This is a genomic window from Rheinheimera sp., from assembly GCF_030824435.1.
In the GTDB taxonomy this organism is placed as follows: Bacteria; Pseudomonadota; Gammaproteobacteria; order Enterobacterales; family Alteromonadaceae; genus Pararheinheimera.
Map to the genome: position 1 here is coordinate 33325 of NZ_JAVBXS010000042.1, position 17862 is coordinate 51186.

Consider the following 17862-nt stretch of genomic DNA (forward strand, 5'->3'; position numbering starts at 1 on the left):
AGTGGTTGTCACGCTTGCCTTTTTTTCCGCTGACAGGCCATACTGCCAGTACAAAAATTCTACTTCATTCATTGAGGAGCCATGATGCCATTAGCGCTGAAAAAAATTCTGGCTTTGTTAATAGGTCTGCTGGTCAGTATCGGCACTATAGCGCTGCTGGAACAGTTCAGTCATTGGCTTTATCCACCTGCATCAACACCAGATTGGCAAGATCCTTCCGCTGTCGCTGCTTATATGCAATCTCTGCCTGTGATGGCGTATTTGCTGGTACTGCTGGCCTGGTTCAGCGGTGTAGTTGCAGGCATTGTGGTGGCTACTTTATTGGTCAAAAGAGTCAGCCGTCTTTTTGTGGTGGTGATCACCGCTATGGTGTGGCTGGCGACGCTGGCCAATGTTTATCTCATTCCACATCCGCTTTGGGTATCAGTGACAGCATTGTTCTTGTTGCCTTTGGCCGGCTGGTTGACAGGCCGCTGGCTTCATCGTTGTTATCCGCACCACACTGAAACAGAAATTGTCGATTAATCAAAAAGTCCCAGCTGCCGCTATTGCGCCACAGCTGATGATTTTGTAGTTATTTACTAAAAAGGGATCCTTATGTCTGAACTGAATATTCTGGCGATATGCGGCAGTTTAAGAGCGAAGTCGCACAATTTAACCTTATTAAAATATGCACAGGCAAATGCGCCGGCAGCAATGAAAATTACTATTGCCGATTTATCTGCTGTGCCTTTTTATAATGCCGATCTCACTGATAAACCTGCTGCTGTAGAGAAGTTACTGGCGCAATATGAAGCTGCTGATGGTTTTTTATTTGGTTGCCCGGAATATAACTATTCATTGGCGCCTGCGCTGAAAAACGCTCTGGACTGGGCGTCACGTGAACCGGACAACAGGTTGCTGGCAGGTAAAGCCGCCGCCATTATGGGCGCCGGTGGTGGCATGGGCACATCCAGAGCCCAATATCACCTGCGCCAGGTCGGGGTGTTTTTAGATTTGCATTTTGTTAATAAACCCGAAGTTTTTGCCAATGCTTTTGCCGGTACTTTTGATGGAGAAGGCGCATTAACTGATGAGCGGGTGCAAAAGTTGATCAGTCAACAACTACAGGCTCTGGCATTGTTGGTGCAAAATCTAAAAGGATGAGACTGGTGTTGCAACAGTTGGTAAAAAAACAACTTTTAGTCTGGAGCGCTGCTGCAGTCATGTCGGTGACAGTTCCGGCAGCTGCCAATACGGATAATCCTTTTGCACTGCAAAGCGAAGCCTTACTTGCCCAAAACTCAAAGTTATTGCAGCAGTTCTGGCAACAACAGGTGACAACAGGCAATGTAAAAAAACCGGACGGCGTCTCACTTTTTTATGCTTACCATCAACCTGAGCATGCCAAAGCCACTGTTGTGATAGTGACAGGTCGTACCGAAGCTATTGCCAAATATCAGGAGCTTTTTTATGAGTTTGGCCGTTTGGGTTATGCCGTGCTTGGGTATGATCACCGTGGCCAGGGCCAGTCAGCACGTTTGTTAAAGGACCGACAAATAGGCCATGTCGAACGTTTTGACCATTATGTCGAAGATTTGCATTTTATTCTGAGCAAATTCAGTGCGCAGTTACCAGATAAAAAAATGTTGTTAGCCCACTCGATGGGCGGCGCAGTGGCAAGTGCTTATCTGGCCAAATACCCAGAAGTGTTTAAAGCAGCTGCTTTGTCTGCGCCTATGCATGCACCCAATACTGAGCTTATGTTTGGCGCCAAAGATGGTTGTTATTTGCAACAGGCGCTTGGCTGGACTTGTCCGGATTGTTATGCAGGTTTTGCCGATAGCCCATATCAGGACAGTGCTTTTGCCGGCAATATTTACAGTCATTCAACAGTGCGTTATCAGCGTTTTCGGACTTTGTTCCGCGAGCAACCAGAGTTACAACTGGGCGGACCCAGCTGGCAATGGCTGGGGCAGGCTTGCGACATCGCAGAACAGATGCCGGATATTGCAGCGCAAATAAAAGTGCCGGTAAAAATTGTGCAGGCTGGTGCTGATTCAGCAGTCAGACCAGAAGCGCAGGATTTGTTTTGTAAAAACCTGGGCTCTTATTGTGCAGATGGGGCTGTGCTTCGTATCGAAAATGCACGTCACGAAATTTTATTTGAAGCTGATCAATACCGTACACCAGCGCTGACTGATATTTTACGGTTCTACCAGCAGCAGCTGACGTTGTAAAAGTTAATGTGTAGTCTCGCTGTGTCCGCTGACGGATTGATTTTATTGGCTTATCCATCATAAGTCTCCGATCTGTCAACTTATTACAGGACGGATCAAAAGCTCAAACAAAAAAGCCAGACATTTGTCTGGCTTTTTCTTTACCGGCGCTTTGCCTTGGTCAGTTATTCATCCACTGACTTCGGTTTGGTCATAGGCGCAGCTGTGACCTGGCGCGTTGCGGCGCGTGGTGTTGAAACAACCACAGGGCGCTCAGCGGCTGGCATGCCCGTAGGCACTTCAGCGGCAGACTCAGCCTCAACCACCACAGGTTTAGTCATGGTAGATGTGACCATATTGCCGTATCTGTTACCCTTAGGCTGGCTTTTTGCTGGTGCAGCGACAGCAACTGGCGCTGGTGCAGCTATAACCGCGGCTTTAGTTTCAACAGCGGCAGGTTTAGCTGCTGGTGCTTCAACGGCAACCTGAGCTGCAACTGGCGCCACAACTTCAGCTTGTATCTGAGCTGCAACTTCAACTGCGGCTGGGATGGTAGGTTCTGGTGCTACAACTTCAGCTTTTACTTCAGCAACAGTTTCAGAAACTACCGGTGTTTCAACTACTGCGGCTTCGACTGCAGGAGCTTCGGCCTGAGGCACAGCTTTAGCACGGCTGCGGCTACGTGGTTTTGCCACTGCTTCTGCAACAGGTGCTTCAACATCGGTGTTGCTCACTACGGTTTCAGTAACAGCAGTTTCTGTCACAACAGCAGCTGTTGTTTCAATTGGCTCTGCCGCAATTGGCAGATCCAGTTGTTGTTCTGCAACCACCACCAGCTCATCCGCCGGATAACGGGCTTCAACTGATTCATCAGATTCACCGTTTTGTTGCTCTTTTTTGCGTTTTTGGCCGGCAGCACGTAAATGACGTGGTGAACGACGTGAACGGCTACGGCTTTCGCTACCTTCTTTGTCAGCAGCTTCCACTGTACTTTCCACAGCAGCTTCCGTCGGCTGTTCAACCGCAACTTCAGCATCCTGCCGGGCGACAACAGCCGTTGTCACTTCAGCAACAGGCTGCTGTTCAGCTTGCACTGTTTCGTTGATAACCGGAGCAACAGCCAGATTTTCGGCAACAGCTGCAACGGCCGTTTCTGTGTCAACCGGGGTGTTTTCAGCTGTCACAGCTTTTTCCAAACGTACAGATTTACGCATATTACGGCGTTGACGGCGTTCTGTGACCTTGCTTGAGCTTGGTACTTCTTCATCGCTATCAACCGCAACAACCTTGGCCGGTTTTTCAGCTGCTGGTTTTTTCGTTTCATTGCGATCTAAACGTTCAGGGCGCTCAGCACGTTCCGGACGGTCGGCACGCTCGTTCCGGTCAGTGCGTTCATTACGCTCGCCACGGGCAGGGCGTTCACTACGCTCGTTGCGGTCGTTACGCGGTTGACGGTCCTGCTGAGGACGAGCCTGCTTGCCATCTTCACGCTGTTGTTGTGGTGCGCGTTCTTCCTGACCTTCGTTACGACGGTTTTGGTTACGGCCATTACGGCGATTTTTATTGTCGCGGTTATTCACACGGCGTTGTGGCTGCTCAGGTTTTTCTTCAACCACTGCCGGTGCGCTGCCAAACAAAGATTTAAAGAATCCCGTTACTTTAGCAACCAGACCTGGTTCTGCACTGGCTGCAACCTGAACAGGAGCCGGTGCTTTTGCCACTGGCGCTGGTGTTGTTGTGGTTTCCTGCAGCGACATAGCGGCAATAGCCGGTTTTTCTTTCACAGCATCAGACACCGGGTGATACAGGGTGTTTTGTACTGCCGGCGCTTTGACCATGTTGTAACTGGATTCTTCGATTTCTTCATCAATACGAATACGGGTTACTTCATAGTGTGGTGTTTCCATATGCTCGTTCGGGATGATGTAAATACGCACACCTAACCGGCTTTCAATACGGCGGATAGATTCACGTTTTTCATTCATCAGGTAAGTAGCAACAGAAACCGGCACCTGGGCATGGATTTGACTGGTGTTGTCTTTAATGGCTTCTTCTTCGATTAAACGTAAAATCGACAAAGCTGAAGATTCGGTGCTGCGAATAGTGCCGCGGCCATGACAACGTGGACAGACATGTGTTGCAGACTCACCTAAAGAAGGACGCAGGCGCTGACGCGACATTTCCAATAAACCAAAACGGGAAATGCGGCCAATCTGGACGCGGGCACGGTCTTGTTTGACTGCTTCTTTTAAGCGGTTTTCTACTTCACGCTGGTGACGTACCGGCGTCATATCGATAAAGTCGATCACAATTAAACCACCTAAGTCGCGCAGACGTAATTGACGGGCAATTTCATCTGCTGCTTCTAAGTTGGTATTAAAGGCTGTTTCTTCAATATCTCCACCTTTAGTTGCTTTTGATGAGTTGATATCAATTGCAGTTAAGGCTTCGGTGGAGTCAATCACAATTGAACCGCCAGAGGGTAAACGCACTTCACGGCGGAAGGCAGTTTCAATCTGAGTTTCAATCTGGAAATGCATAAACAGTGGCACTTCACCCTGATACATTTTGACGCGGTGGGCAAAATCAGGACGGAACTGCTGAATATAAAGTTTGGCTTCTTCAAAAATACGGGTGTTGTCGATCAGGATTTCGCCAACGTCACGGCGAAGATAATCACGGATGGCACGGAACACCACATTACTTTCCTGGTGAATAAGGAAAGGTGCAGGGCGGTTTTGTGCTTCAGTGGTGATAGCTGACCAGTGTTTCATCAGCGCTTTTAAGTCGTAGTCCAGTTCTTCGTAAGATTTGCCAACACCAGCGGTGCGCACAATCAAACCCATGCCATCAGGCATTTCCAGCTGACCTAAAGAATCTTTGAGTTCCTGACGTTCATCACCTTCGATACGACGGGAGATACCGCCGGCACGTGGGTTATTTGGCATCAATACCAGGTAAGAACCGGCCAGACTGATAAAAGTAGTGAGCGCAGCGCCTTTTTGGCCACGTTCTTCTTTATCAATCTGAATAATAACTTCCTGACCTTCACGCACTACTTCTTTTATATTCGGGCGACCGTCAAAAGAATAACCTTGCGGGAAATATTCACGGGAAATTTCTTTGAGCGGCAGGAAACCATGGCGCTCTGCACCATAGTCAACAAAAGCAGCTTCGAGGCTTGGTTCTACGCGGGTAATACGGCCTTTGTATATATTGGCTTTTTTCTGTTCATGGCCTGGGCTTTCAATATCCAGGTCGTACAATTTCTGGCCATCGACCAGGGCAACGCGGATTTCTTCTTCCTGCGTTGCGTTAATGAGCATTCTTTTCATTGTGTCTGACTCGTCCATTCAGCCACAACGACAGCGAACATGCGTTTGCGTGTCAGATGTTGTCAAACATATTCAGGTGCAGTCTCCCGACTGGAATGCTTGAATAATCAATTATTTATCAATTGTTATTGTCAATCTTGTTTATCCGGCCGGATTGGAACCCCAGCCGTATTACAAATTTGCTCTGATCCACATCGCTTTTGAGCGCTGCGTTATAGCTTTTTACTTTTAATTTTTTTGCTCATCGACAGGAAGCGGTGTTGTGCTGGTGTTGGTAACAAATTACGCAGCATTACCTCAAGCATCTGGCGTTATTGTCGTTCGGGATAGATAAAGTCGTTGGTTTTCACCACGAATTAGGTATGATCTGTCTCCCGACCGGTGCCTCACATCTTCTCTTACGTCTTGATGAGCGCCCTAATAACCTAAGTGGTTCATACCACTGGTACAATTAGCGGGCTGATTATCCCATCAATCAGTAAATAATAGCAACCGAAAATATTGTTAATTCCCGAAGTAGCAGAGCAGCAAATACGCATGACTGATGAAATCAAAACCCCGATCCAATATATTGATGTGGATGAAGAATATGCAGGCCAGCGCCTTGATAATTTTTTGCTGGCGCGGCTCAAAGGCGTCCCTAAAAGTGTGATCTACCGGGTGGTGCGTAAAGGTGAGGTCCGGGTCAATAAAGGCCGGATCAAACCTGAATATAAATTACAGGCCGGCGACCAGGTGCGGGTGCCACCTTTAGTTGTGTCGGCAGAAAAAGATCAGGTGTCGACCAAATTATCTTTGGTTAAAAATCTTGAAAGCCACATTCTGTTTGAAGATAACGACTTAATTGTGATTAATAAACCTACCGGCATGGCGGTGCACGGCGGCAGTGGTTTGCAGTTTGGTGTGATTGAGGCTTTACGTGCATTACGTCCTACCGCTAAATTCCTCGAGCTGGTGCACCGTCTTGACCGCGACACCTCAGGTTGTTTATTAATCGCGAAAAAACGCTCAGTGTTAACCCACTTACATGAACAACTGCGTTTAAAAACGGTAGAGAAAAAATACTGGGCTTTAGTGGCTGGTCAATGGGATGCACGGAATAAAAAAGTCACAGAGCCACTGAAAAAAAATACCCTGCAATCCGGTGAGCGGGTGGTGCGGGTTGATGAAAGAGACGGTAAACCATCAGAAACCCGTTTTAAAATTCTGCAGCGTTATGTCGAAGGCACTTTAGTTGAAGCATTCCCAGTGACAGGCCGTACCCACCAAATCCGGGTGCATACCGCCTGTGTGGGTCATCCTATTGCCTGTGATGATAAATACGGTGACAACGAATTTACCGCTCAGATGAACAGCCTTGGTTTAAAACGTTTGTATCTGCATGCCAAAACGCTGGCCTTTACCCACCCGAATACTGGTTTGGTGATGAAGTGTGAAGCGCCGCTGGATGCAGAGTTGGATAAAATTCTGCTGAAACTGACGAAAAAATAATAACGAGGGCAGCACAAATTTGCTGCCTGTGGTCAGTATTGGTTTGTTTGTCTTTTGATGGATGAATAACAAAGGCAATAGTTTGGCGATTATGAAAGGTTGTGATCGGATGTCTGCGGTAAAACTGGTAATTTTTGATTGGGATGGCACTGTAATGGATTCAGTTGGCAAAATTGTCAATTGTGTGCAAGGTGCAGCAAAACAGCTGAATATAGCAGTGCCTGGTTATCAGGAGGCCAAACAAATTATTGGTTTGAGTCTGGAAACAGCATTCGCCAGACTGTTTCCACAGGCAGATAAACCAACACTTACTTTGTTATGTGAAGCTTATAAAGATATTTATATCCATCACGACAATACAGCAACCCCCTTGTTTGACGGTGCTGTGGAGCTTTTTCACAGTTTACAGCAACAAGATTATTTATTAGCAGTTGCCACAGGCAAAGCCAGAGTTGGGCTTAACCGTATGTTTGAAGAAACAGGCACCGGTCATTTTTTTACCACCAGTCGCTGCGCCGATGAAGCCATGTCTAAACCAGATCCCGATATGTTAAAGCAAATTCTGACAGAACTGGAACTTGCACCGGCACAGGCTTTAATGGTGGGTGACACCATACATGACTTAGCGATGGCGCATGCTATTGCTATGCCCAGAGTGGGTATTACTCACGGAGTGCATGGTGTTGAGGATTTTGCACCTTTTGCACCCAAAGCTGTGATTCACAGCTTACCCGAGCTGTTAAAACACTGCTAAGTCAAAAATGAACAGGCAATTAAGGCTGTAATAACAGATCACGGCCTTGTTGTTTTAATAGTTGGTGCAGCTTAATTAACGGCAAGCCAATCAGGCTATTAGGGTCGTCACCTTCCAGTTTAGAAAACAAAGTAATGCCAAGGCCTTCACTTTTAAAACTACCGGCACAGTTCAGCGGTTGTTCTCTCTTTATATAGGTATTTATATCGTCGTCAGTAAGGTGACGAAAATGCACATAAAAAGGTTCAACACAGTGGCTTATGTTGCCGGTGGCTGCATCAACAACAGCCAGTCCTGTTAAAAAGGTGACTTTGTGGCCGCTAAAACGTTTCAGCTGTAAAAATGCATTGTCAGCGGTATGAGGTTTACCAAGAATATCACCATCAAATAACGCAACCTGGTCAGAGCCAATCACCAGACCTTCTTTAAGTTTATCGGCTACAGCTTTTGCTTTGGCAATGGCCAGTCGTTCTACTAATGCTGTAGCGGTTTCACCAGGCAGTGCAGTTTCATCTACTTCAGGTTTGGCTGTTTGAAAGTCTGGTGTCAGCTTTTCTAATAAAGCTTTGCGGTAGATCGATGTTGAGGCCAGCCAAAGATTTTGTGACATAAAACAGCTCCGTTTTGTCGCAGGACCAAATGAATGACGGCACTATACGTATTTTTTTGCCGTTTTGCGCGTGAAAAATTTACAAAAGTGCGATCAACCCTTTGACAGCACAGGCCTTGATCTATATGATGCGCGCCTTATGCAAAAGGTAAAAATTCCAATCACTATAGATCCAACCCGTACTGCGCAAAAAAGGCTTAGTTACGAAGGGATCATTCCAATGAACACTTTGACGCGTTTTACCGAGTCATTGCTGGGCAAGGAAGGTGATGTTGCTGTAATCATCGATTGCGGAACCGACGAACAAGGCTTGGTCTTTATTAAAGGTGAAGCCCATTGTACTGTCAGTCTGACCTGTGAAAGGTGTGGTGACGAAATGTCGCTGACGATTGACAGCAGTTTTGCATATAGCCCTGTCAAAGGGGATGATTCGGCTCACGATGAAATTCCGGAACGCTACGACGTGATCGAAAAAGACGAACACGGCGAAGTTAACTTGAGGCAATTGGTTGAGGACGAATTAATTCTGGCTTTACCGTTGTTCCCGATGCATGATGCTGATCAATGCGATCCAGCGAAGTTGCAGACGAGCTTCGGGCATATAGAGCCGGAACCAGAAAAACCGAACCCATTTGCAATATTGCAAGAATTGAAGAAAAAGTGAATTTAGGAGAATAGCAATGGCTGTACAACAGAACAAAAAATCTCGTGCAAGACGTGATATGCGTCGTTCTCATGATGCGTTGACAGGTCCAACGCTGTCTGTAGACGCAACAACTGGTGAAACGCACCGTCGTCACCACATCACTGCTGACGGTTTCTATAAAGGCCGTAAAGTTAAATAAGTCGCGGTGCACTCGTTGCAACCAGAACGGCTTAAAATAGCTTTAGATATGATGGGGGGCGACCATGGCCCCCTATCTACTATTCCTGCGGCTATTGCTGCTGTAGACGAATTCCCCAATCTTGATTTAATCCTTTGTGGTGACGCCACAATGCTTGAGCAGCAACTGCTTGAAGCTGGTTTTCCTTCCCACCCACAACTATCCATCAAACATGCGTCGCAGCAAGTCCTGATGACTGATAAACCTTCAGTAGCACTTCGTAATAAACGCGACTCTTCCATGCGTGTTGCCCTTGATTTGGTCGACAAACAACAGGTGCAGGCTTGTGTCAGTGCCGGCAATACCGGTGCTTTGATTGCTATGGCGCATTTTGTGCTGAAGATGCTTGGTGGTGTGGAAAGGCCGGCTCTTATCAGTGCATTACCCACCACAGTCGGCAGTCCGGTGTTTATGCTGGATTTAGGCGCAACCGTCAATTGTGACTCCGATACTTTGTTTCAGTTTGCCGTGATGGGCGCTGTGATGGCAGAAGAAGTGGAAGGTATTCACAGGCCAAAGGTGGCGTTGCTGAATATGGGCGAAGAAGAAATTAAAGGTTCGGATCAAATCAAACGCACTTCTTTATTATTGTCCGAATGCCCTGATATCAATTACATAGGCTATATCGAAGGCAATGATATTTTCTCCGGCAAAGCAGATGTGATTGTTTGTGATGGTTTTGTTGGCAATGTGGCACTGAAAACCTGTGAAGGTGTGGCAAAACTCATTATTAAACGTTTTGAACAGGCATTAAAAAACAGTATGTCTGCGCATTTATTCGGCTGGATGATCAAACCGCTGTTAAAAAGTATCGGAACCGGCGTGAACCCCGACCACTATAACGGTGCAAGTCTGATAGGATTGCGCGGAATTGTAGTGAAAAGTCATGGAAATGCGACAAAAGAAGCATTTCTGAGTGCCATCCGTCAAGCGGTGCGCGAGGTTGAACGCCAGGTGCCTGCAAAAATAAAAGACCGGTTGGAACACGTATTAATCGATAAAGCGTAGGTCCCCATGTATTCACGCATTATAGGCACCGGCAGTTATTTCCCGGCGCAAATCCGTACCAATGCCGATTTAGAGAGCATGGTTGAAACCACAGACGAGTGGATTATTGAACGCACTGGTATTCGTGAACGCCGTATTATTGGTGAACATGAAACTGTCGCAACCATGAGTACCCAGGCCGCGCTAAAAGCCATTGAAGCTGCCGGTATTGATAAAAATTCTATTGATATGATAGTGCTGGCTACCACCAGTGGTTCACGCGCTTTACCAAGTTCAGCTTGTGAAGTGCAGCGTGAACTCGATATTCCGAATATTCCTGCTTTTGATATTTCCGCCGCCTGTGCCGGTTTTTGTTATGCCTTAAGTATTGCCGATCAATATGTGAAAGGTGGCATGGCTAAACGTGTGCTGGTGATTGGCGCTGACTGTTTATCTCAGCTGATTAGCCCGGAAGACCGCTCTATGGTCATTCTGTTTGGTGACGCTGCAGGTGCCGTTATTATTGAAGCATCTGAAGAGCCAGGTATTTTGTCGACCCATATTCATTCTGATGGCAAATATTCTGAGCTGTTGTATGTGAACAACCCACGTCGTGGTGATGAACAATCAATCCACAACAGTTGGGGTGTGATGAAAGGCAACGATGTGTTTAAAGTTGCTGTCACTAAATTGTCTGAAGTGGTTGAACAAACCCTGGCGGCAAATAACCTCGATAAATCACAAATTGACTGGCTGGTGCCGCATCAGGCCAATCTGCGTATTATTTCCGCTGTTGCCCGTAAACTCGATATGTCGATGGACCAGGTGGTGATTAATCTGGACCGTTATGGCAACACCTCAGCGGCAACAGTGCCCACAGCCCTTGATGAAGCGGTGCGGGATGGCCGTATCAAACGTGGCCAAACCTTGTTGCTGGAAGCTTTTGGTGGTGGTTTTGCCTGGGCATCAGCTCTGGTTAAATATTAATCCCTATTGACGTTTTGAACCCAAGCAGCAGTTGGCAGCTTGGGTTCAGTCTGAAAAAAATACAAAGCGAGCACTCAAATGACAAATAAACTTGCATTGGTATTCCCGGGCCAGGGTTCCCAAACTGTCGGCATGCTGACAGAGCTTTATACCGAATTTAATATTGTCCGTGATACTTTTGCTGAGGCCTCTGAAGCACTGGGTTATGACTTATGGGCACTGGTTGCCAATGGCCCTGAAGAAGCACTGAATGAAACTTTCCGCACTCAACCTGCATTGTTAACAGCCTCCGTTGCAGTCTGGCGTTTATGGCAACAACAAGGTGGCAGAACTCCGGCTTATCTGGCTGGCCACTCTTTAGGCGAATATTCGGCGCTGGTGTGTGCTGGTGTACTGAGTCTGGCCGATGCTGTCAAACTGGTGGAAAACCGCGGCCATTATATGCAAACCGCAGTGCCCGCCGGTACTGGTGCTATGCAGGCCATTATTGGTCTGGACGACGCTTTAATAGCCAAAGCCTGTGAAGAAGCAGCTCAGGGTGAAGTGGTTTCGCCGGTGAATTTTAACTCACCAGGTCAGGTGGTTATTGCCGGCAATAAAGCCGCGGTTGAACGTGCCGGTGAACTTTGTAAAGCTTTTGGCGCCAAAAGGGCGTTACCGCTGCCGGTCAGTGTGCCGTCACATTGTGCTTTGATGAAACCAGCTGCTGAAAAGCTTGCTATTGATTTAGCTGCACTTTCTTTTCATACAGCTGTCATCCCTGTAGTGAATAATGTCGATGTGGCTGTAGCTGATACAGCTACTGCTGTAAAAGATGCGCTGGTTCGTCAGTTATTCAGCCCGGTGCGCTGGACTGAAAGCATTGAATGGCTGGCCGCTCAGGGGGTGACCGAAGTGGTAGAGCTTGGTGCAGGTAAAGTACTGGCCGGTTTAATTAAACGTATTGATAAAAATTTACTGACGACTTCGGTGAATGACGTCGCTTCGTTACAGGCAGCCTTAAATCCGGCTGCAGAATAAGGAATTATGCATAAATGACAGCTTTTATTTCTTTAGAAGGCCAGGTTGCTTTAGTTACAGGCGCCAGCCGCGGTATTGGCCGTGCTATTGCTGAACAGCTTGCAGCATTAGGCGCCAAAGTCATTGGCACCGCCACAACTGAAAAAGGTGCCGCCGCCATTGCCGATTATTTAGGTGCAGGCCAGGGTTTGGTATTGGATGTCGCAAACGCTGAATCTATTGAGCAATGTCTTGAAACCATTAAAACCAACTTTGGCGAAATTGATATTCTTGTCAATAACGCCGGTATTACCCGTGACAATTTGCTGATGCGGATGAAAGACGAAGAGTGGTTTGACATTATGCAAACCAACTTAACTTCGGTATTTCGCATGAGTAAAGCTGTGCTTCGAAGCATGATGAAAAAACGTAACGGCCGTATTATCACAATTGGATCTGTAGTAGGATCAATGGGTAACGCCGGTCAAACTAACTACGCTGCTGCCAAAGCAGGGGTGCTTGGTTTTACAAAATCTCTTGCGAAAGAAGTGGCGTCTCGTGGTATAACTGTCAACGCTATTGCGCCAGGTTTTATCGACACCGATATGACCAAAGATCTTTCAGATGAGCAAAAGCAAGCAATCTTTAGTCAGGTACCGGCGAATCGTCTCGGTCAGCCTGAAGAAATTGCGGCAACGGTCGCGTTTTTGGCATCCCGCCAGGCGGCTTATATCACCGGTGAAACGATTCACGTAAACGGTGGCATGTATATGGTGTAAGCGAATCAGGTTTGACCAGCAGGAAATGAAACGCTCATTGCTTGCATCAGACCGCGCTTGCCACTAAACTAGCCGCCATCCAAAATTGCACGAATTGTTGCGATTTATATGAGAAAAAGGAAGAAAAGATGAGCAACATCGAAGAACGCGTTAAGAAAATTATCATTGAGCAATTAGGCGTTAAAGAAGAAGACGTAAAACACGAAGCTTCTTTTGTTGATGACCTGGGTGCCGATTCTTTAGACACAGTTGAACTGGTCATGGCGCTGGAAGAAGAATTCGATACAGAAATTCCTGATGAAGAAGCAGAAAAAATCACGACAGTGCAGTCTGCTATCGACTACATCAAAGCGCACGCTGAATAAGCAAAGCGCGATGCAGACGGGTAGCTAGGCTACCCGTTTTCATTTCTGGCATAAGCAAACCGATGATCTAAAACCGGTTTGAAGCAGTAAAGCAGAGAAAGATAATTTCCTTGCGGAGGACATAGTGACTAAACGTCGAGTCGTTGTAACTGGATTGGGGATGCTGACGCCACTTGGCAATAATGTCGCGTCCACCTGGCAGGGTCTGCAACAAGGCAAAAGTGGCATTGGTTTAATCAGCCATTTTAATACTGAAGCCTACAGCACCAAGTTTGCTGGTTTAATTAAAGATTTTGATGTCGAGTCGTTTTTCCCGGCCAAAGAGGCGCGGAAAATGGACTTGTTTATTCAGTACGGTGTCGCTGCCGGTATCCAGGCGTTTCGCGATTCAGGCATTGAAGTGACTGAAGAAAATGCTGGCCGTATTGGCGCTGCTATTGGCTCAGGTATTGGTGGTTTAGGTTTAATTGAAGAAAACCACGAAAAACTGCTGGCCAGTGGTCCCCGTAAATTGTCCCCGTTTTTTGTACCATCCACCATCATCAATATGATTGCCGGTCACCTGTCGATTATGCTTGGCTTACAGGGTCCAAATATCAGTATTGTCACGGCCTGTACCACAGGTGTGCACAATATCGGTCATGCCGCCCGTATGATTGCTTATGGTGATGCTGACGCTATGTTAGCCGGTGGTGCTGAAAAAGCATCCACTACTTTAGGTATGGGTGGTTTTGGTGCCGCCCGTGCACTGTCAACCCGTAACGATGCACCACAACAAGCGAGCCGCCCATGGGACAAAGACCGTGATGGTTTTGTGCTGGGTGACGGCGCCGGCGTTGTGATGCTGGAAGAATACGAACACGCCAAAGCCCGTGGTGCAAAAATTTATGCAGAGCTGGTTGGTTTTGGGATGAGTGGTGATGCTTATCATATGACATCACCACCGGAAGATGGCCGTGGTGGCGCCAATGCCATGGCAAATGCGCTGCGTGATGCCGGTGTAGCTGCCGATCAGGTGGGTTATATCAATGCGCACGGTACTTCAACACCGGCAGGTGATATTGCTGAGACCATGGCGATTAAAAAAGTATTCGCCGGTTCTACTGACAAACTGATGGTCAGCTCCAGTAAATCGATGATTGGCCATTTGTTGGGCGCTGCAGGTTCTGTTGAATCCATTATCACTATTTTGTCTCTGCAGGATCAGGTGGTGACACCAACCATCAATCTGGATAACCCGGACGAAGGTTGTGATTTGGATTATGTACCACATGAAGCCCGCCAGGTGTCGATGGAGTATGCACTGTGCAACTCTTTTGGTTTTGGCGGCACCAATGGTTCAGTGTTGTTTCGCAAAATATAAAGGCTAAAAGGCTTCAAACATGCTTAACAGTACATGTTTGAAGCCATGTGCTTCACAAGACCGCCGCTTTGGCGGTCTTGTCATTTTCAGGCTGAAAAATTTCAGGCATACTGCCTTTTTTCATCGTTTTGGGCGATTTTGTGCAGCAACTCTCTGTTTCTGACCGCAGTTTTCAGTATGGTGACGGCATTTTCAGCACTATCCGGGTGAAAAATGGCCAGCTGCAATTCTGGCATTTGCACTGGCAACGTTTGCAAGCTTCGATGCATCGCCTTGGTTTTGCCCCTCTTGCTGAAGTAGAAGTAAAAACCGCAGCGCAGGCGCAAATCAGCCAGCCAGAACAAGTGGTTAAAGTGCTGATTAGTCGCGGTCATGGTGGCCGCGGTTATAGTGCCTTGGGTTTTGATAAACCCGATCTGTATTGCAGTAGCAGCCCTTTGCCTGATTATGCTAAAGCACAGCAACAAGGCATCAGTGTTGGTATGGCAAAACTGCAGCTGGGTATTCAGCCTTTGCTGGCAGGCATCAAACACACCAGCAGGCTTGAAACAGTGCTGCATAAAGCTGAAGTAGAACAAAGCAATTTTGATGAATTACTGGTGTGTGACAGCCAGGGTTATGTCACCGAATTCAGCAGTGCCAATGTGTTTTTTTATCTTGATGGCCAATGGTGTACACCAGAGCTCAGCCAGGCCGGAGTCGCTGGTGTCATGCGCTCGTTTTTGCTTAGCAATATGGATGTGACCCTGGGGCGCTATCAGCAGCAGGATATTCAAAAAGCGACCGCAATGTTTGCCAGCAATGCCCTAATGGGGGTGGTACCTGTGTGCCGTTATTTACAGCAGCCACTGGGTCTTGAATTGGTGCGGCCTGTGCAGCAGCTGTTGCTTGCATCTTCAGAATAAGGTAGTTAAAACAAGATGTTAAAGAATTTATTTGCAATTTTTCTGGTGCTGCTTGTCATGGCTTTTGGTCTGAGAAATCAGGTACAACAATTTAGTCAGACCCGGCTGGCACTCACCGGGCCTTATTTTGAGGTTAAAAGCGGCAACTCAGTGTCGTCTTTATGCCAGCAATGGCAACAGCAGGGTTTATTAACGTCGGCCCAGTGCTGGCAGTTTAAAGTACTCACAGTGTTTCATCCTGAGCTTCGGCAGATAAAAGCTGGTGTTTATGCGGTGGCTCCCGATTTATTATTAAATCAGCTGGCGTTGTTTCGCAGTGGCAAAGCGGCGCAATTTAGTCTGATGCTACGTGAAGGCGAAACTCTGTCACAAAGTTTAGCTGCGTTACAGCAAGCGCCGTTTTTGCAAAACGACATTCAATCGACCGAAGATTTAAAGTCTTTAGTGCAATGGCCAGCCGAGTGGGGAACACCACCTGCAGATTTGGAAGCGCTGTTTTTCCCTGAAACTTATTATTACACTGCCAATAACAAAGCTTCTGCCATTTACCAACGCGCCCATCAGGCGCTGCTAAAACAACTGAGTGCGGCATGGCAACAACGGGATCAGAGTTTACCGCTGAAGAGCCCTTACGAATTGCTGATTCTGGCGTCTATTGTCGAAAAAGAAACCGGTGTTATTGCTGAAAAACCGCTGATAGCTTCGGTTTTTATCAACAGACTCAGACTAAAAATGAAGTTGCAGACAGATCCTACCGTCATATATGGCCTGAAAGAGCGTTATCAAGGCGATATCACCAGGGCGCACTTAAAAGATCAACATCCGTACAATACTTATGTGCATTTTGGTTTGCCGCCCGGGCCTATAGCGCTGGTGAGCGCTACTTCATTGCAGGCTGCGGCAAAACCAGAATCCAGCAAGATGTTGTATTTTGTCGCAAAAGGGGATGGTTCCCATCAGTTTTCCGCCAGCCTGGATGACCATAACAAAGCAGTTCAACAATATATTTTTGGGAAAAAGTCATGAAAAAAGGCCAGTTTGTGGTGATTGAAGGACTGGAGGGCGCTGGTAAAACAACAGCAGTCGCGACGGTCAAAGACTGGCTGGTCGCACAAGGACATACTGTGGTGCAAACCCGCGAACCCGGTGGTACAGCACTTGCTGAACAAATCCGCACTCTGGTTAAAGCTGTGCAACAAGAGCAGATGGCTCCTGAAACGGAGCTGCTGCTGATGTATGCCGCCAGAGTGCAGTTACTTAGTCAGGTGATAAGGCCTGCACTTGAACGTGGTGACTGGGTGCTGGGTGACAGACACGATTTATCGTCACGTGCTTATCAGGGTGGCGGCCGGCAACTGGATGAAGCGTTGATCAACAAAATCCGCAGTGCAGTGCTTGGCGATACCAGACCAGACTTTACCATTTATCTGGATATTGACCCGGCGCTTGGCCTTGCACGTGCTAAAGCGCGTGGTGAGCTTGACCGTATTGAGCTGGAGCAACTGGCGTTTTTTCAGCGCACCAGAGCCAAATATCTGCAAATTGCACAACAAGAACCCAATATCAGCGTTATAGACGCCAGCCAGCCGTTAGTGCAGGTGCAACAGGCCATAAGGCGGGCTTTGACGGAGCACTTTAAGTGAGTGTTGCCAATGTAACGACGCCCTGGCTGGAGCCTCTGCAGCTGCAACTTGGTGCTCTGGCTTTGGCAGGTCAGCTGCATCACGCTTTATTGCTGACCGGGCCGGCTGGTGTTGGTAAACATCTGCTGGCTAAAAATCTGGCGCAGCAACTGTTATGTAGTCAGCCAACTGCGGCAAAAGCCTGCGACCTTTGTAAAAGTTGTATGTTAGTCAAAGCCGGTCATCACCCTGATTTAATGTTGTTACAAAGCGAAACCAGCCTGGGTGTTGATGCGGTGCGTGAACTGAGTCATTTTATGCAGGGCTCGCCACAACAAGGTGGTGCCCGGGTTGTTCTGCTGCCACAAGCAGATAAAATGACAGAAGCTGCCGCCAACGCTTTACTTAAAAATCTGGAAGAACCAGGTGCCAATAGTTTTTTGTTGTTACAAACTGCTTATGAACAACAACTGCTGCCGACTATTCTCAGCCGTTGCCAGAAATGGCTGGTCCCGCCTGTTGCGGCCAATCTTGCGCAGCAGTGGTTATCACAACAAAGTCAAAAGCCGGTACCTGGTTTTCT

Annotated in this window: 19 protein-coding genes; 17 read left to right on the forward strand and 2 right to left on the reverse strand. The window is 47.4% G+C overall.

The window, feature by feature from the left end; all coding sequences use genetic code 11:
* Nucleotides 1–84 precede the first annotated feature (84 nt).
* The 3 genes from RCH83_RS10300 (at nucleotide 85) to RCH83_RS10310 (ending at nucleotide 2219) form a co-directional block, all read left to right on the forward strand.
* Nucleotides 85–525: a hypothetical protein gene (locus RCH83_RS10300; protein WP_306521667.1), complete on the forward strand. Its 441-nt coding sequence runs from the start codon at nucleotides 85–87 to the stop codon at nucleotides 523–525.
* Nucleotides 526–597: 72 nt separating this feature from the next.
* Entirely contained in the window at nucleotides 598–1146 is a 549-nt protein-coding gene (locus RCH83_RS10305) for an NADPH-dependent FMN reductase (RefSeq protein ID WP_306521669.1), read from the forward strand.
* Nucleotides 1147–1151: 5 nt separating this feature from the next.
* Nucleotides 1152–2219 (forward strand): alpha/beta fold hydrolase, encoded by a 1068-nt coding sequence (locus RCH83_RS10310; protein ID WP_306521672.1) that lies wholly within the window; start codon nucleotides 1152–1154, stop codon nucleotides 2217–2219.
* 164 nt (nucleotides 2220–2383) lie between these two features.
* Here the strand turns inward: RCH83_RS10310 and rne are convergent, their stop codons facing one another.
* A complete protein-coding gene (rne, locus tag RCH83_RS10315; protein ID WP_306521674.1) occupies nucleotides 2384–5533 on the reverse strand; it encodes a ribonuclease E in 3150 nt (1049 codons plus the stop codon).
* Nucleotides 5534–6070: 537 nt separating this feature from the next.
* Here rne and rluC point away from each other — a divergent pair.
* On the forward strand, nucleotides 6071–7024 hold the full coding sequence (rluC, locus tag RCH83_RS10320) for a 23S rRNA pseudouridine(955/2504/2580) synthase RluC (protein ID WP_306521676.1): 954 nt from the start codon (nucleotides 6071–6073) through the stop codon (nucleotides 7022–7024).
* A 109-nt stretch (nucleotides 7025–7133) separates the two neighbouring features.
* Entirely contained in the window at nucleotides 7134–7778 is a 645-nt protein-coding gene (locus RCH83_RS10325) for an HAD-IA family hydrolase (RefSeq protein ID WP_306521678.1), read from the forward strand.
* A 19-nt stretch (nucleotides 7779–7797) separates the two neighbouring features.
* Here RCH83_RS10325 and RCH83_RS10330 read toward each other — a convergent pair whose 3' ends face one another.
* A complete protein-coding gene (locus tag RCH83_RS10330) occupies nucleotides 7798–8388 on the reverse strand; it encodes a nucleoside triphosphate pyrophosphatase (protein WP_306521680.1) in 591 nt (196 codons plus the stop codon).
* 70 nt (nucleotides 8389–8458) lie between these two features.
* Between RCH83_RS10330 and yceD the strand changes: the two genes are divergently transcribed.
* From yceD to holB, 12 genes are all read left to right on the forward strand, one after another.
* Nucleotides 8459–9052 carry a 23S rRNA accumulation protein YceD gene (yceD, locus tag RCH83_RS10335; RefSeq protein WP_306521682.1) on the forward strand — a complete coding sequence of 198 codons (594 nt, stop codon included), beginning with the start codon at nucleotides 8459–8461 and terminating at the stop codon, nucleotides 9050–9052.
* Between the two features lie 16 nt (nucleotides 9053–9068).
* A complete protein-coding gene (gene rpmF / locus RCH83_RS10340) occupies nucleotides 9069–9233 on the forward strand; it encodes a 50S ribosomal protein L32 (RefSeq protein ID WP_031564938.1) in 165 nt (54 codons plus the stop codon).
* A gap of 6 nt (nucleotides 9234–9239) precedes the next feature.
* Nucleotides 9240–10280 carry a phosphate acyltransferase PlsX gene (plsX, locus tag RCH83_RS10345; RefSeq protein ID WP_306521684.1) on the forward strand — a complete coding sequence of 347 codons (1041 nt, stop codon included), beginning with the start codon at nucleotides 9240–9242 and terminating at the stop codon, nucleotides 10278–10280.
* A 6-nt stretch (nucleotides 10281–10286) separates the two neighbouring features.
* On the forward strand, nucleotides 10287–11246 hold the full coding sequence (locus tag RCH83_RS10350) for a beta-ketoacyl-ACP synthase III (protein ID WP_306521686.1): 960 nt from the start codon (nucleotides 10287–10289) through the stop codon (nucleotides 11244–11246).
* 78 nt (nucleotides 11247–11324) lie between these two features.
* Nucleotides 11325–12266: an ACP S-malonyltransferase gene (fabD, locus tag RCH83_RS10355; protein ID WP_306521688.1), complete on the forward strand. Its 942-nt coding sequence runs from the start codon at nucleotides 11325–11327 to the stop codon at nucleotides 12264–12266.
* A gap of 14 nt (nucleotides 12267–12280) precedes the next feature.
* Entirely contained in the window at nucleotides 12281–13024 is a 744-nt protein-coding gene (gene fabG / locus RCH83_RS10360) for a 3-oxoacyl-ACP reductase FabG (RefSeq protein WP_306521690.1), read from the forward strand.
* A 128-nt stretch (nucleotides 13025–13152) separates the two neighbouring features.
* Complete coding sequence (gene acpP, locus RCH83_RS10365) at nucleotides 13153–13389, forward strand: acyl carrier protein (RefSeq protein ID WP_031564929.1); 237 nt, start codon at nucleotides 13153–13155, stop codon at nucleotides 13387–13389.
* 124 nt (nucleotides 13390–13513) lie between these two features.
* Complete coding sequence (gene fabF, locus RCH83_RS10370; RefSeq protein WP_306521692.1) at nucleotides 13514–14752, forward strand: beta-ketoacyl-ACP synthase II; 1239 nt, start codon at nucleotides 13514–13516, stop codon at nucleotides 14750–14752.
* Nucleotides 14753–14892: 140 nt separating this feature from the next.
* Complete coding sequence (gene pabC / locus RCH83_RS10375; RefSeq protein ID WP_306521694.1) at nucleotides 14893–15657, forward strand: aminodeoxychorismate lyase; 765 nt, start codon at nucleotides 14893–14895, stop codon at nucleotides 15655–15657.
* 15 nt (nucleotides 15658–15672) lie between these two features.
* Nucleotides 15673–16683, forward strand: a complete 1011-nt coding sequence (mltG, locus tag RCH83_RS10380) for an endolytic transglycosylase MltG (protein ID WP_306521696.1) — start codon at nucleotides 15673–15675, stop codon at nucleotides 16681–16683.
* Nucleotides 16680–17300, forward strand: coding sequence for a dTMP kinase (gene tmk, locus RCH83_RS10385; RefSeq protein WP_306521698.1), 621 nt, complete (start codon nucleotides 16680–16682; stop codon nucleotides 17298–17300). Before mltG ends, tmk begins: the two co-directional genes overlap by 4 nt.
* The coding region (holB, locus tag RCH83_RS10390) for a DNA polymerase III subunit delta' (protein ID WP_306521700.1) at nucleotides 17297–17862 on the forward strand (566 nt) is incomplete at its 3' end. The genes tmk and holB, both read left to right, overlap by 4 nt.

Excerpts from the sequence above, each read along its gene's own strand:
- RCH83_RS10350 (WP_306521686.1), top strand. The coding sequence starts at position 10,287 with ATGTATTCACGCATTATAGGCACCGGCAGTTATTTCCCGGCGCAAATC.
- acpP (WP_031564929.1), top strand. The coding sequence starts at position 13,153 with ATGAGCAACATCGAAGAACGCGTTAAGAAAATTATCATTGAGCAATTA.
- RCH83_RS10300 (WP_306521667.1), top strand. The coding sequence starts at position 85 with ATGCCATTAGCGCTGAAAAAAATTCTGGCTTTGTTAATAGGTCTGCTG.
- fabG (WP_306521690.1), top strand. The coding sequence starts at position 12,281 with ATGACAGCTTTTATTTCTTTAGAAGGCCAGGTTGCTTTAGTTACAGGC.
- rluC (WP_306521676.1), top strand. The coding sequence starts at position 6,071 with ATGACTGATGAAATCAAAACCCCGATCCAATATATTGATGTGGATGAA.
- RCH83_RS10325 (WP_306521678.1), top strand. The coding sequence starts at position 7,134 with ATGTCTGCGGTAAAACTGGTAATTTTTGATTGGGATGGCACTGTAATG.
- mltG (WP_306521696.1), top strand. The coding sequence starts at position 15,673 with ATGTTAAAGAATTTATTTGCAATTTTTCTGGTGCTGCTTGTCATGGCT.
- tmk (WP_306521698.1), top strand. The coding sequence starts at position 16,680 with ATGAAAAAAGGCCAGTTTGTGGTGATTGAAGGACTGGAGGGCGCTGGT.
- fabD (WP_306521688.1), top strand. The coding sequence starts at position 11,325 with ATGACAAATAAACTTGCATTGGTATTCCCGGGCCAGGGTTCCCAAACT.
- rne (WP_306521674.1), bottom strand. The coding sequence starts at position 5,533 with ATGAAAAGAATGCTCATTAACGCAACGCAGGAAGAAGAAATCCGCGTT.
- RCH83_RS10330 (WP_306521680.1), bottom strand. The coding sequence starts at position 8,388 with ATGTCACAAAATCTTTGGCTGGCCTCAACATCGATCTACCGCAAAGCT.
- rpmF (WP_031564938.1), top strand. The coding sequence starts at position 9,069 with ATGGCTGTACAACAGAACAAAAAATCTCGTGCAAGACGTGATATGCGT.
- RCH83_RS10305 (WP_306521669.1), top strand. The coding sequence starts at position 598 with ATGTCTGAACTGAATATTCTGGCGATATGCGGCAGTTTAAGAGCGAAG.